Origin of the sequence: Variovorax sp. LjRoot84 (genome assembly GCF_964254305.1) — a bacterium.
Taxonomy (GTDB): Bacteria; Pseudomonadota; Gammaproteobacteria; order Burkholderiales; family Burkholderiaceae_C; genus Variovorax.
This window is the reverse complement of the sequence record NZ_CAXUTE020000001.1, coordinates 1071336-1083612: the sequence shown is the minus strand read 5'-3', so window position 1 is coordinate 1083612 and position 12277 is coordinate 1071336. Positions and strand designations below refer to the sequence as shown.

The 12277-nt window shown below is 68.6% G+C and carries 13 protein-coding genes and 1 pseudogene; 11 read left to right on the top strand and 3 right to left on the bottom strand.

Annotated features, from left to right (window positions below; all coding sequences use genetic code 11):
- Window positions 1-216: 216 nt before the first annotated feature.
- The 8 genes from ACSQ9I_RS05420 to ACSQ9I_RS05385 are packed head-to-tail and all read left to right on the top strand — an operon-like array spanning window position 217 to window position 9291.
- The gene (locus tag ACSQ9I_RS05420; RefSeq protein ID WP_436312491.1) at window positions 217-1173 is read left to right on the top strand and encodes a MurR/RpiR family transcriptional regulator; all 957 of its coding nucleotides are present in this window, start codon (window positions 217-219) and stop codon (window positions 1171-1173) included.
- The gene (locus ACSQ9I_RS05415; RefSeq protein WP_436302934.1) at window positions 1170-2138 is read left to right on the top strand and encodes an isoaspartyl peptidase/L-asparaginase family protein; all 969 of its coding nucleotides are present in this window, start codon (window positions 1170-1172) and stop codon (window positions 2136-2138) included. Before ACSQ9I_RS05420 ends, ACSQ9I_RS05415 begins: the two co-directional genes overlap by 4 nt.
- Window positions 2139-2149: 11 nt before the next feature.
- Window positions 2150-4045 carry a dipeptide ABC transporter ATP-binding protein gene (locus ACSQ9I_RS05410; protein ID WP_436312490.1) on the top strand — a complete coding sequence of 632 codons (1896 nt, stop codon included), beginning with the start codon at window positions 2150-2152 and terminating at the stop codon, window positions 4043-4045.
- A 37-nt stretch (window positions 4046-4082) separates the two neighbouring features.
- Window positions 4083-5630, top strand: coding sequence for a glutathione ABC transporter substrate-binding protein GsiB (gene gsiB / locus ACSQ9I_RS05405; RefSeq protein WP_436312489.1), 1548 nt, complete (start codon window positions 4083-4085; stop codon window positions 5628-5630).
- A 19-nt stretch (window positions 5631-5649) separates the two neighbouring features.
- Complete coding sequence (gsiC, locus tag ACSQ9I_RS05400) at window positions 5650-6570, top strand: glutathione ABC transporter permease GsiC (protein WP_436312488.1); 921 nt, start codon at window positions 5650-5652, stop codon at window positions 6568-6570.
- A gap of 13 nt (window positions 6571-6583) precedes the next feature.
- A complete protein-coding gene (gene gsiD, locus ACSQ9I_RS05395) occupies window positions 6584-7453 on the top strand; it encodes a glutathione ABC transporter permease GsiD (protein ID WP_244504109.1) in 870 nt (289 codons plus the stop codon).
- Window positions 7454-7456: 3 nt separating this feature from the next.
- Window positions 7457-8476 carry a P1 family peptidase gene (locus ACSQ9I_RS05390; RefSeq protein ID WP_436312487.1) on the top strand — a complete coding sequence of 340 codons (1020 nt, stop codon included), beginning with the start codon at window positions 7457-7459 and terminating at the stop codon, window positions 8474-8476.
- Window positions 8473-9291 carry a M55 family metallopeptidase gene (locus ACSQ9I_RS05385; protein WP_436312486.1) on the top strand — a complete coding sequence of 273 codons (819 nt, stop codon included), beginning with the start codon at window positions 8473-8475 and terminating at the stop codon, window positions 9289-9291. The genes ACSQ9I_RS05390 and ACSQ9I_RS05385 overlap by 4 nt, the downstream gene beginning before the upstream one ends.
- Here ACSQ9I_RS05385 and ACSQ9I_RS05380 read toward each other — a convergent pair.
- The 3 genes from ACSQ9I_RS05380 to ACSQ9I_RS05370 form a co-directional block, all read right to left on the bottom strand.
- The gene (locus tag ACSQ9I_RS05380; protein ID WP_436312485.1) at window positions 9254-9526 is read right to left on the bottom strand and encodes a hypothetical protein; all 273 of its coding nucleotides are present in this window, start codon (window positions 9524-9526) and stop codon (window positions 9254-9256) included. The two genes, ACSQ9I_RS05385 and ACSQ9I_RS05380, sit on opposite strands and share 38 nt — an antisense overlap.
- Window positions 9527-9538: 12 nt before the next feature.
- The gene (locus ACSQ9I_RS05375; protein WP_436312484.1) at window positions 9539-9757 is read right to left on the bottom strand and encodes a hypothetical protein; all 219 of its coding nucleotides are present in this window, start codon (window positions 9755-9757) and stop codon (window positions 9539-9541) included.
- A 124-nt stretch (window positions 9758-9881) separates the two neighbouring features.
- Complete coding sequence (locus ACSQ9I_RS05370; protein WP_436302928.1) at window positions 9882-10103, bottom strand: hypothetical protein; 222 nt, start codon at window positions 10101-10103, stop codon at window positions 9882-9884.
- 32 nt (window positions 10104-10135) lie between these two features.
- Between ACSQ9I_RS05370 and ACSQ9I_RS05365 the strand changes: the two genes are divergently transcribed.
- The 3 genes and pseudogenes from ACSQ9I_RS05365 to ACSQ9I_RS05355 all read left to right on the top strand — a co-directional run bounded on the left by ACSQ9I_RS05365 (window position 10136) and on the right by ACSQ9I_RS05355 (window position 12276).
- Complete coding sequence (locus tag ACSQ9I_RS05365; RefSeq protein ID WP_436312483.1) at window positions 10136-10555, top strand: nuclear transport factor 2 family protein; 420 nt, start codon at window positions 10136-10138, stop codon at window positions 10553-10555.
- 214 nt (window positions 10556-10769) lie between these two features.
- Window positions 10770-10987 (top strand): annotated as a pseudogene (locus ACSQ9I_RS05360) (alpha/beta fold hydrolase); the annotation flags it as partial.
- Window positions 10988-11088: 101 nt separating this feature from the next.
- Window positions 11089-12276 (top strand): YncE family protein, encoded by a 1188-nt coding sequence (locus ACSQ9I_RS05355; protein ID WP_436312482.1) that lies wholly within the window; start codon window positions 11089-11091, stop codon window positions 12274-12276.
- Window position 12277 lies beyond the last annotated feature (1 nt).

Genomic DNA, 12277 nt, shown 5'->3' with positions numbered 1-12277 from the left:
ACCGCCTTGACGGTGTCGCCGGAGCACTCGCTGCTCACGCGCACGACTCGGATTGCCACGCCCGCCTCGAATGACAGGCGCGACAGGTCCCTTGGTGAAAACCCACTGGCCCACGACTTGCTAAACATCGGCCGATGATCGAAAATTTTCTTTTCTCGCACCAGTTTGTAATTTTCTTTTCATATTTCGCACCTTGAAGGGGCGAGCCCGAACCGAATGCTTGCCTCTTCCGCGTCTTCCGCAACCACCGTGGCGCAGCGCATCGCGCAGGCCCTGCCGCAGCTGACGCGCTCGCACCGGCAGGTGGCCGACTACGTGCTGGAGCGCCCCTTGCAGGTCGCGACGCTGCCGATCGACGAACTGGCGACGGCCGCCGGCGTGTCGGTGGCCACCGCCAACCGCTTCGCGCGCGCCCTGGGCTTCGACGGCTATGCGAACTTCCGCGCCGAACTGGTCCGCGGCTTCGAGCCCCTGCTGGCGCCGGTGGAACGGCTGCGCGGCAGCCTGGCGCAGCCCTCGACGGTGGCCGAGGTCTTTGCCGCCGCGCTGGAAGAGAGCCGGGGCAACATCGAGGCCACCCGCCAGGCGCTGGACCCGGCCTCCTGCGAGGCGGCGGTGGCGCGCATCCTCGACGCGCGCACCATCTACGTCGTCGGCTTCGGCGCCAGCGCCTGGCTGTCCGGGCTGCTGCAGCATGGCCTGGACACCTACTGCGCCGACGTGCGCCTGCTGCCCTCGGTGAGCGGCGTCACGCACGGCGCGCGCGCCCTGTCGCGCGGCGGGCCGCGCGACCTGCTGGTGGCGCTGAGCTTCCCGCGCTACCTGACCGACACCATGGCGCTGACCGGCATCGCCCGCGCCCAGGGCGTGGGCGTGCTGGCCCTGACCGACCGGCCCAGCTCGCCGCTGGCGCCGCTGGCCGACGTGGTGCTCTATGCGCAGACCGAGACCCGCTACCGCCCCAACTGCGAGACCAGCGTGCTGGCGCTGATCGAGGCGCTGACCAGCGCGGTGGCCTTGCGCGCGCCGGGCGCGTTCCAGGCCGCCGGCAAGATCGTCCACTCGGTCATGCCCTGGCTGCATGGCGCGCAGGACTTGCGGGCCGCCAACGCCGAAAAGAACCAACAGGCGCCGGCGCCGCGCGCGCCGAACAGAAAGAAGAAGGCACGATGAGAACCACACCGGTCATTGCCATCCACGGCGGCGCGGGCACCATCAGCGCGGCGGCGCTGGACGCGAGCGCGGCCGCGGCCTACCACGACGCGCTGCGCACCATCGTGCTCGCCGGCCAGGCGCTGCTGCTGCGCGGCGCCAGCGCGCTGGACGCGGTGTGCCTGGCGGTCGAGATGCTGGAGGACTGCCCGCTGTTCAACGCCGGCCACGGTGCGGTCTTCACCAGCGCCGAGACGCACGAGCTCGACGCGGCCGTGATGGACGGCGCCGAGCTGCGCGCCGGCGCCGTCGCCGGCGTCAGCCGCGTCCGCCACCCGGTGCACGCCGCGCGCGCGGTGATGGACGACGGCGCCCACGTGCTGCTGGCCGGTGCCGGCGCCGAGGCCTTCGCGCGCGGGCGCGGGCTGGAAATGGTCGAACCGGAGTACTTCTCCACCGAGGCGCGCCGCGAGCAGCTGCGGCGCGCGCGCGCCGAAGGCCGCGTCGCGCTCGACCACGACGGCGCGGCACGCGCAGCGGCGCTGTCCACCGCGCCACTGGACGAAACGAACAAGTTCGGCACCGTTGGCGCCGTCGCGCTCGACCGGCGCAGCCATCTGGCGGCCGCCACCTCCACCGGCGGCATGACCAACAAGCGCGTCGGCCGCGTCGGCGACTCGCCGCTGATCGGCGCCGGCACCTATGCCGACGACAAGCGCGCCGCCGTGTCCTGCACCGGCAGCGGCGAGATGTTCATCCGCACGGCCGCGGCCTACGACGTCTGCGCGCGCATGCGCTACGCCGGCCAGTCGCTGGCGCAGGCCGCGCACGCCGTGATCATGCAGGCCGTACCTGCCATCGGCGGCAGCGGCGGCCTGATCGCCATCGACCGCGCCGGCAACGTCTGCCTGCCCTTCAACACCGAGGGCATGTACCGGGGCCATGCGCGCGGCGCCGAGCCGCCGCACACTGCCATCCATCGATAAACGCTGCCACCATGTCCGCCGTCCTCTCCGCGCCGACCGCAACATCCGCCGCACTGGAGCTGCCCGGCCAGCGCGTGCTCGCCGTCGACGCGCTCACCGTGCGCTTCGCGAGTTCCGAGCGCACCGTGGACGCGGTGCGCGAGCTGTCCTTCCACGTCGACCGCGGCGAGACGCTGGCCATCGTCGGCGAGTCGGGCTCGGGCAAGTCCGTCACCTCGCTGTCGCTGATGCGTCTGGTGGAATACGGCGGCGGCCGCATTGCACAAGGCCGCATGGCCTTCCGGCGCCGCGACGGCCGGGTGCTCGACCTGGCGCGGGCCTCCGACGCGACGATGCGCGGCATCCGCGGCGCCGACATCGCGATGATCTTCCAGGAGCCGATGACCTCGCTGAACCCGGTGTTCACCGCCGGCGACCAGATCGCCGAGGCCATCGCCATCCACCAGGGCAAGGACCGCGCCGCAGCAGCCGCCGAGGCGCTGCGCATGCTGGAGCTGGTGCGCATTCCCGAAGCACGCAGCGTGCTCGCGCGCTACCCGCACCAGCTCTCGGGCGGCATGCGACAGCGCGTGATGATCGCGATGGCGCTGTCGTGCCGGCCCTCGCTCCTGATCGCCGACGAGCCGACCACCGCGCTCGACGTGACGATCCAGGCGCAGATCCTCCAGCTCATCCGCGAGCTGCAGACCGAGATGCAGATGGGCGTGGTGTTCATCACGCACGACATGGGCGTGGTCGCCGAGGTGGCCGATCGCGTGCTGGTGATGTACCAGGGCGACAAGGTCGAGGCCGGGCCCTCCGAGCAGTTGTTCGCGGCGCCGCAGCATGCCTACACGCGTGCGCTGCTCTCGGCCGTGCCGCACCTGGGCGCGATGCGCGGCACCGACCTGCCCCGGCGCTTCGAGCTGCTGCAGGTCGACGCCGTTGGCGCCCGCGTGAGCGTGAGCGATGCGAGCCCGCAGGACACCGTGCAGAGCGACCAGCCACCGATCCTGCGCGTGAAAGACCTGGTGACCCGCTTCGAGTTGAAAAGCGGCCTCTTCAGCCGCGTGACGCGCGTGGTGCATGCCGTGGAACAGATCAGCTTCGATCTGCGTGCCGGCGAGACCCTGGCGCTGGTCGGCGAATCGGGCTGCGGCAAGTCCACCACCGGCCGTTCGCTGCTGCGCCTGGTCGAGAGCCAGGGCGGAGCGATCGAGTTCGACGGCCGCAACGTCCTCATGCTGCCCACCGGCGAGCTGCAGGCGCTCAGGCGCAACATCCAGTTCATCTTCCAGGACCCCTTCGCCTCGCTCGACCCACGCCTGACGGTGGGCTTCTCGATCATGGAGCCGCTCCTGGTGCACAAGATCGCGAGCGGCGCCAAGGCGCAGCAGCGCGTGCGCTGGCTGCTCGAGAAGGTCGGCCTGCCGGCCGACTACGCGCAGCGCTACCCACACGAGTTCTCCGGCGGCCAGCGCCAGCGCATCGCCATTGCGCGCGCGCTCGCGCTCAACCCCAAGGTGGTGGTGGCCGACGAGTCGGTGTCGGCGCTGGACGTGTCGATCCAGGCGCAGATCGTCAACCTGATGCTGGACCTGCAGCGCGAGCTGGGCATCGCCTTCCTGTTCATCTCGCACGACATGGCCGTGGTCGAGCGCATCAGCCACCGCGTGGCCGTGATGTACCTGGGCCAGATCGTCGAGATCGGCCCCAGGCGCGCGATCTTCGAGAATCCGCAGCACGCCTACACGCGCAAGCTGATGGCGGCCGTGCCGGTCGCTGATCCGGCGCGCCGCAACCGCGACCGGCCGCTGCTGCAGGGCGAGATTCCCAGCCCCATGCACCCCGTGGGCTACGAGCCCGGCGTCAAGCCGCTCGTCGAGGTAGGCCTCGGCCATTTCGTCGCGCAGCACCCGATCAACTGATTTTCAACGTCACCGACTTCAAAGAAGGAGTTCCACCATGAACAAGCAACGCCTCTCCCGCATCGCCGCCGCGCTGACCATCGCCGGCCTGGCCGGCTTCGCGCTGTCGGCGCACGCCGCCAAGGACATCGTCGTCGCGGTGCAGTCCGGCTTCACGACCACCGACCCCTACGACGCCAACGACACGCTGTCGCAAGCCGTCGCGAAGTCCTTCTACCAGGGCCTCTACGGCTTCGACAAGGACATGAAGATGGGGCCGGTGCTGGCCATGGGCCACACCGTCAGCAAGGACGGCCTGGTCTACACCGTCAAGCTGCGCACGGGCGTGCAGTTCCACGACGGCACGCCCTTCAATGCCGAGGCCGTGAAGGCCACCTTCGACCGCGTGACCAACCCGGACAACAAGCTCAAGCGCTACAACCTCTACAAGAACATCGCCAAGACCGAGGCGGTCGACGCGACCACGGTGCGCTTCACGCTCAGCGAGCCCTTCTCGCCCTTCATCAACACGCTCGCGCACCCCTCGGGCGTGATCATCTCGCCGGCCGCGCTGGCCAAGTACGGCAACAAGGGCATCGCGCAGAACCCGGTCGGCACCGGCCCCTTCAAGTTCGTCGAATGGAAGGCCACCGACTACCTGAAGGTCGCCAAGTTCGACGGCTACTGGAAGAAGGGCTACCCGAAGGTCGACAGCATCACCTTCCGCCCGGTGGTCGACAACAACACGCGCGCCGCGATGATGCAGACCAACGAAGCGCACTTCGCTTTCCCGATGCCGCCCGAAGCGGCCGCGACGCTGAAGGAAAAGCCCAGCCTCGAGGTGAGCAGCTCGCCCTCGATCATCCATCGCTACATCTCGATGAACACGCAGCAGAAACCCTTCGACAACCCGAAGGTGCGCGAGGCCGTCAACTACGCGATCAACAAGGAAGCGCTGGTCAAGGTGGCGTTCTCGGGCTATGCGATTCCGGCCGAAGGCGTGCTGCCCAAGGGCATCGAGGGCGCGGCCAAGCTCGGCCCCTGGCCCTACAACCCGGCCAAGGCGCGCGAGCTGCTGAAGGAAGCCGGCTACCCGAACGGCTTCGAGAGCACGCTCTGGTCGGCCTACAACTACACGACGGCACAGAAGGTCATCCAGTTCGTACAGCAGCAGCTGGCGCAGGTCGGCATCAAGGTGCAGGTGCTGGCGCTCGAGGCCGGCCAGCGCGTCGAACGCGTCGAGAGCGCGCAGGACCCGGCCACCGCGCCGGTGCGCATGTACTACGTGGGCTGGTCCTCGTCGACCGGCGAGGCCGACTGGGCGATGCGTCCGCTGCTGGCCTCCGAGTCCTTCCCGCCCAAGCTCTTCAACACCGCCTACTACAAGAACCCCGAGGTCGATGCCGATATCAAGAAGGCGCTGGTGACCACCGACCCTGCCGCCAAGGCCAAGATCTACGCCGACGCGCAGCAGCGCATCTGGAAGGACGCGCCCTGGGCCTTCCTGGTGACCGAGCAGCTGCTGTCGGTGCGCGCGCGCAACCTGGCCGGCTTCTACGTGATCCCGGACGGCAGCTTCAACTTCGACGAAGTCGAGCTGAAGTGATCGCGGCGCGGAATCGCCCATGACCCAGTACGTCCTCAAGCGCCTGCTGGGTCTGCTGCCGACGCTGCTGATCGTCGCGGTGCTGGTGTTCCTGTTCGTGCACATGCTGCCCGGCGATCCGGCGCGGCTGGCGGCCGGGCCGGACGCCAGCCCCGAGACCGTGGCGCTGGTGCGCGCGGACCTCGGCCTCGACAAGCCGCTGCCGCAGCAGTTCCTGAACTTCTTCGGCAACATGCTGCAGGGCGACTTCGGCCATTCGCTGCGTTCCAAGCGGCCGGTGTCGACCGAGATCGCCGAGCGCTTCATGCCGACGCTGCTGCTCACGATCAGCAGCATGGCCTGGGCCGTGGTCTTCGGCATGGCCATCGGCATCACGTCGGCGGTGTTCCGCAACCAGTGGCCCGACCGGCTCGGCATGACGCTGGCGGTCTCAGGCATCTCGTTCCCGGCCTTCGCGCTCGGCATGCTCCTGATGCAGATCTTCTCGGTCCAGCTCGGCTGGCTGCCCACGGTGGGCGCCGATTCGTGGCGGCACTACATCCTGCCCTCGCTGACGCTGGGCGCCGCCGTGGCCGCGGTGATGGCGCGCTTCACGCGGGCCTCCTTCATCGAGGTGATCCAGGAAGACTTCGTTCGCACCGCGCGCGCCAAGGGCGTGTCGGAGAAGTGGGTCATCCTGAAGCACTGCCTGCGCAACGCGCTGATCCCGGTGGTCACGATGATGGGGCTGCAGTTCGGCTTCCTGCTCGGCGGCTCGATCGTGGTCGAGGCGGTGTTCAACTGGCCCGGCCTCGGGCGCCTGCTGGTCGACGCGGTCGACATGCGCGACTACCCCATCATCCAGACGCTGGTGCTGCTCTTCTCGCTCGAATTCATCCTGATCAATCTCGTGGTCGACGTGCTCTATGGCTATATCAACCCCACCATCCGCTACAAGTGACGCGCCGGTCCCGATGCTCGCCACCGAAGGCAAGGTGCGCACGCCGTGGACCGAGTTCTGGCGCAAGTTCCGCATGCAGCACGTGGCGCTGGCCGCGCTGGTCTTCGTGCTGCTGCTGGTGGCGGTCGCGATCCTCGCGCCGTGGATCGTGCCCTACGACGCCGAGAACTTCTTCGACTACGACAAGATCAATGCGGGCCCTTCGGCGGCGCACTGGTTCGGCGTCGACCCGCTCGGGCGCGACATCTTCAGCCGCATCCTGATGGGTGCGCGCATCTCGCTGGCCGCCGGCTTCCTCTCGGTGGTGCTGGGCGCCATCGTGGGGACCGTGCTGGGCCTGCTGGCCGGCTACTACGGCGGCTGGTGGGACCGCATCGTGATGCGCATCTCCGACGTGCTCTTCGCCTTTCCCGGCATCCTGCTGGCGCTGGGCGTGGTCGCCATCCTGGGCAGCAGCATGACCAACGTGGTGGTCGCGGTGTCGGTGTTCAGCGTGCCGGCCTTCGCGCGGCTGGTGCGCGGCAACACGCTGGTGCTGAAGAACCTGACCTACATCGAGGCCACGCGCAGCATCGGCGCCAACGACCGCACCATCCTGCTGCGCCACATCCTTCCGGGCACGATCTCGTCTATCGTCGTCTACTTCACGATGCGCCTGGGCACCTCGATCATCACGGCCGCGAGCCTCAGCTTCCTCGGCATGGGCGCGCAGCCGCCGATGCCCGAGTGGGGCGCGATGCTCAACGAGGCGCGCGCCGACATGGTCAACGCGCCGCACGTCGCGCTGTTCCCGTCGCTGGCGATCTTCTTCACGGTGCTGGCTTTCAACCTGCTGGGCGATGGTCTGCGCGATGCCCTCGATCCGAAAATCGACCGGCTCTAGAAGATGAGCCCCGCGGTCCCGCGCATCGGCACGCTGCCTTCGGGCCCGCGCGACGCCATCACGGACGTCGCCGGCGTCACGGTCGGCCATGCCACGCTGGCCGAGGGCGAGGTGCAGACCGGCGTGACCGTGGTTCGACCCCATGCCGGCGATCCCTACCTGCAGCGCGTACCCGCGGGTTTCGCGGTGCTCAACGGCTTCGGCAAGAGCGTCGGCCTGCTGCAGGTCGAGGAGCTCGGCGTGCTGGAGACGCCGATCGCGCTGACCAACACTTTCTCGGTGCCGGCCGTGGCGGCGGCGCAGATCCGCCAGTGCGTCGCCGCAAATCCCGAATGCGGGCGCAGCCTGCCGACGGTGAACCCGCTGGTGTTCGAGTGCAACGACGGCTTCCTCAACGACATCCAGCGCATGGCAGTCAACGAGGGCCATTACCTGCAGGCCTGCGCCTCGGCCGGCGAGGACGTGGCGCAGGGCTCGGTCGGCGCCGGGCGCGGCATGTCCTCTTTCTCGCTCAAGGGCGGCATCGGCAGCGCATCGCGGCGCGCCGGAACGCACACGGTGGGCGCGCTGGTGCTCGCCAACTTCGGCCTGCTGCCCAACCTCCTCATCGCCGGCCAGCCGGTCGGCAGACGGCTCGCAACGGCGCAGCAGGCCGATACGGAGAAGGGCTCGATCATCATGCTGATCGCCACCGACGCACCGCTCGACGCACGCCAGCTGCGCCGGCTGGCGCTGCGCGCCGGCGCCGGCCTCGCGCGCACCGGCTCGGTCTTCGGCCACGGCAGCGGCGACATCGCGCTCGCCTTCTCGACCGCCTACACGCTGCCGCAGCGGCGCGCAGCGCCGATGCCGGCCGTCGCGCTCCTGCACGACGGCCTGCTCGACGACCTGTTCCAGGCCGCGGCCGACAGCACGGAGCAGGCCATCCTGAATGCGCTGTGGCATGCGGATCCCGTCACCGGACGCGACGGCCATGTGCGGCCGGCGCTCAGCGCGCTGCTGCGCGAACTTGCTCCAAAATGAAAATCCTGATCTCCGTCGACATCGAAGGCGTGGCCGGCGTCTTCCATTCCCAGCAGGTGCGTGCCGGCAATCCCGAATACGAGCGCGCCCGCCGGCTCATGACCGAGGAGGCGAACGCGGCCATCGCCGGCGCCTTCGACGGCGGTGCGAGCGAGGTCTGGGTCAACGACTCGCATGGCGACTTCCGCAACATGCTGCCCGAGCTGCTCGACGCGCGCGCCCAGGTGATCCAGGGCAAGCCGCGCTACCTGAGCATGGTGAGCGGCGTCGAACTCGGCATGGACGGCGTGTGCATGGTCGGCTACCACTCGCGCGCCCAGGGCCTGGGCATCCTTGCGCACACCATCAACAGCTTCGCCTTCGCCGGCGTCGAGATCAACGGCCAGGCCGTGGGCGAGGCCGCGCTCTACGGTGCGCTGGCGGGCGAATACGGCGCGCCGGTGCTGATGGCCAGCGGCGACGACGTCTTCATCGCGGAGAACCGGCCGCTGTTCCCGCACGCCACCTTCGTGCAGACCAAACGTGCGACGGGCCAGACCAGCGGGATGTCACTGTCGCCGGTACAGGCGTGTGCGGCGATCCGCATCGGCGTGGAAGCGGCTCTTGCGGCCCGTGACGGCGCACGGACATTCGTCATGCAGAAACCGCTCTCGGTCACGCTGCACACCCAAGCGCCCGCGCTGGCCGACCTGTTCTGCCAGTGGCCCGAGTTCGAGCGCGTCGCCGCGACCGAGCTGCGCTTTTCCGCGCCCTCGGTCGAGGCCGCTGTGCGCATGCTCAACTGCTGCTCGGCGATGTCGGCGATGCTGCGCTGAACGGATCGACGTACACGGTGACGACGGGGCAGGCAGCGCCCTCGCCGCGGCTGTCGGCCCGCCGCTGCAGCGCTTCGATGCCGGCCATCATGGCGGCGCTGTAGCTCGGCATCGGGCCTTGCGCGGATTCGATGGCGATCGGCTTGCCGTCGAGTTCGGCGTGCTTCTGCAGGATCCAGTAGAAGTGGCCGGAGACGGGCTCGTCCACGATCAGTTCGATGGCGTCGGGGTGCATGGCGGTCTCCTCCTACTGCGCGAACATCAGCGCCAGGCGCTGCGCGTCGTGCTCGGCGTCGTTCAGCGCATCGTCGGCGGTGGCCCGCAGATCGATGCAGACATGCACGACGCGTTCTTCCGAAGCTTCGCGAATCTTGACCACGCCCGACCACCAGCCTTCTTGCCACTGGCAGTCGAGCAGCATGGTCTGGCCGTGCGCCTGCGCCACGACCGCCTGTCGTCGGCGCACGGGCGAAGTCCGGTGCCAGACGCGTCGGGATGAGCTCAACAGCTTGGAGAACATGGCGGCCCTTTTGTTGAAGACCAGGGAGCCCATTGGATGCGCGCGAAGGCATAGGCGGAAGCGATGGATTTCACGCTTCAGCCGATTCGCGCAAGCGATCGGCCGAAGCGTGCAATAAGCCACGGAAAGGCCCCAATGGCCGGCTTGGGGAAGATCCACTTTGCGCGTCGGCTTGCGCGCCACCCGGATGACGAAGGCCGAGAGGCAGAACACACCGCACCAGCAGCATGATCTGGCCGGCGCAGGCAAGCTTGTCCAATGGCAGATTGCCGTCGTCATCGAACTTGTGCAAGATGAGCGTCCGCTGTGGACCAGGAGGCTTTCATGACCGTTTTGGAAGAGAAAAACGTGGCCGTCCTCCGCGACGGATACCTTCGCTGGAACGACTCAAGGGGCGACAGCGCCCAGCACTGGATGGACCTGATGGCCGAGGATGTCCACTGGTGCTCGCTCGGCGCCGCCGCCGCAGGCGCGAGCTACACCCAGGGCTGCTGTTCGAAATCTGAAGTGCAGCGCTATTTCCTGGAATTGAGCAGGAGCTGGGAGATGCTCGACTACACGGCCGATGAATTCGTTGCCCAGGGCGACCGCGTCGTGATGCTGGGCAGCTGCGAGTGGAAACACCGCGGAACCGGCAAGACGGTGAAGACGCCCAAGGCGGACGTGATCCGGATGCGCGACGGCAAGATCGTGGATTTCATGGAGTTCTACGACACCGCCGCCGCGCTCGCGGCGACGACGTAAACGGACGCACCCGTCATGCGGCGTGCGATAGACAGCGAACGCTAGCCGCGGCAAGAACCAAACGCGCAACGCCGCGCCGCAACAGGCGCCGCAACAGCACGCGCATGCATCTCGCGCGCCAGCGACGCGCCGCATGGTAGGCCGCCACCAAATCGTTCACGCGGCAGCTCCCGCCTTCATCTCGCCGGCGAGCGCCGCATAGGTTTCGATCCACGAGTTCCACCAGTACTTCCGCGCGCATCGGCCGCCCCTGCTCGCCGGTGTGGGGGCGAAACGATCCCTTCTTCCTGCCGGCGCGCCGAGGCCTTTCCGCGCGACAACCCGAACGCGCGGGTGCAGCTCCTGGACACCGGCCACTTCGCGCTCGAAACCCATGGGTACGAGATCGCCGAAGCCATCCGGCGTTTCCTCGACGAGACGGTCGCGGCCTGAAGGCGCGGCGGCGGCTGGTATTCCCTGAGCCTGCGCGGCGCTTCGCCGGCTACGATGGCCGCCCGACGGGCCCCGTCGAAAACAACAACGGAGACAACACCATGCGCCTTCGCTTCCTCGCTCTCGGCACGCTCACCCTGGCCGCCCTCTCAGGCTGCGCCGGCATGACACCCACGGCAGGACAACGCCAGCTCCTCCTGGTCGCCAACGACGAGAAGCAGTCGTGGAGCGACGCCGGCGCCGTGGTGCTTGCCGCCCATGGCCGCGACAGCGTGCAGGTGATCGACATCGGCACCGACCCGCTCGCGCCGCGCAACGTGGTCACGCTGCCGCTGGACAACACCATCGCCGGCCCGCCGACCAACCTCGCGATCACGGCCGACGAGAAGCTCGCGCTGGTCGCCAACTCGCTCAACGTGGTCGAGGAGAACGGCGTGCGCCGCCAGGTGCCGGACAACCGGCTGTTCGTGATCGACCTCGCCGCCACGCCGCCGAAGCTGATCGACACGCTCGCCATCGGCAGGCAGCCCTCGGGCCTGTCGATCAACCGCGCGGGCACGCTGGCGCTGGTGGCCAACCGCGCCGACAACTCGGTCAGCGTGCTGCGCATCGCAGGCCAGAAGGTGACGCTGATCGACACCGTGGCCATGGGCGAGTCGGTCTCGCACGTGCGCTTCACGCCCGACGGCCGGCGCGCGCTCGCCAGCAAGTTCCCTAACCACAAGGTCGCGATGCTCGAGGTCGAGGGCGAGAAGGTCACGTACAACAAGCTCGATTTCGCGGCCGGCCTCTGGCCCTACAACCTGGACGTGACGCCCGACGGCAAGCTCGCGCTCACGGCCGACAACGGCAATTCCGGCGCTTCCGACGGCCAGATCGACACGGTGAGCGTGATCGACCTCGAAGCCAAACCGCCGCGCGTGATCGACAAGGTGGTGGTCGGCGACGGCCCCGAAGGCCTGGCCGTGAGCCCGACCGGCAAGTTCGCCGTAGCGGTGCTGCTGCGCGGCAGCAACTCGGCGAAGAACGCCTACTTCTACAACCGCAACGGCTCGGTGGTGGGCTTGCGGATCGACGGCCGGAAGGTCACGCGCACCAACGAGGTCGAGGTGCGCGGCCTGCCCGAAGGCGCGGTGTTCAGCGCCGACGGCAAGTACCTCTATGTCGGCAACTTCATCGACCAGGACATCACGATCCTGCGCGTCGACGGCGACACGCTGGTGCCTACGGGCAAATCCTTCGGGCTGGCGGGGCATCCGGCAGCCATGCGGGGCCGCGTCACGCACTGAA

Coding starts and splice junctions, on each gene's coding strand:
- ACSQ9I_RS05420 (WP_436312491.1), top strand. CDS start 217: ATGCTTGCCTCTTCCGCGTCTTCCGCAACCACCGTGGCGCAGCGCATC.
- ACSQ9I_RS05355 (WP_436312482.1), top strand. CDS start 11,089: ATGCGCCTTCGCTTCCTCGCTCTCGGCACGCTCACCCTGGCCGCCCTC.
- gsiD (WP_244504109.1), top strand. CDS start 6,584: ATGCTCGCCACCGAAGGCAAGGTGCGCACGCCGTGGACCGAGTTCTGG.
- ACSQ9I_RS05415 (WP_436302934.1), top strand. CDS start 1,170: ATGAGAACCACACCGGTCATTGCCATCCACGGCGGCGCGGGCACCATC.
- ACSQ9I_RS05410 (WP_436312490.1), top strand. CDS start 2,150: ATGTCCGCCGTCCTCTCCGCGCCGACCGCAACATCCGCCGCACTGGAG.
- ACSQ9I_RS05365 (WP_436312483.1), top strand. CDS start 10,136: ATGACCGTTTTGGAAGAGAAAAACGTGGCCGTCCTCCGCGACGGATAC.
- gsiC (WP_436312488.1), top strand. CDS start 5,650: ATGACCCAGTACGTCCTCAAGCGCCTGCTGGGTCTGCTGCCGACGCTG.
- ACSQ9I_RS05390 (WP_436312487.1), top strand. CDS start 7,457: ATGAGCCCCGCGGTCCCGCGCATCGGCACGCTGCCTTCGGGCCCGCGC.
- ACSQ9I_RS05385 (WP_436312486.1), top strand. CDS start 8,473: ATGAAAATCCTGATCTCCGTCGACATCGAAGGCGTGGCCGGCGTCTTC.
- gsiB (WP_436312489.1), top strand. CDS start 4,083: ATGAACAAGCAACGCCTCTCCCGCATCGCCGCCGCGCTGACCATCGCC.
- ACSQ9I_RS05380 (WP_436312485.1), bottom strand. CDS start 9,526: ATGCACCCCGACGCCATCGAACTGATCGTGGACGAGCCCGTCTCCGGC.